The organism is Bacillus cereus, from assembly GCF_002564555.1.
Taxonomy (GTDB): Bacteria; Bacillota; Bacilli; order Bacillales; family Bacillaceae_G; genus Bacillus_A; species Bacillus_A cereus_K.
The window spans coordinates 1-254 of the sequence record NZ_NUVD01000046.1; the positions used below are offsets into that span (position 1 = coordinate 1).

A 254-nucleotide genomic window follows, 5' to 3' on the forward strand; every position below is an offset into this window, starting at 1 on the left:
CTACTGGGTCTACTGGGTCTACTGGACCTACGGGATCTACTGGGTCTACTGGATCTACTGGACCTACTGGAGTTACTGGATCTACTGGAGCTACTGGTCCTACTGGTCCTACGGGATCTACTGGGTCTACTGGATCTACTGGTCCTACTGGAGTTACTGGATCTACTGGATCTACTGGTCCTACTGGTCCTACGGGAGTTACTGGATCTACTGGGTCTACTGGATCTACTGGACCTACTGGTCCTACTGGATCT

The 254-nt window shown here is 51.6% G+C and carries 1 protein-coding gene; it reads right to left on the minus strand.

From position 1 onward, the window contains the following. Window positions 1-254: hypothetical protein (locus tag COI75_RS27145; RefSeq protein ID WP_218006718.1), on the minus strand; the 254-nt coding region annotated here is incomplete at both ends.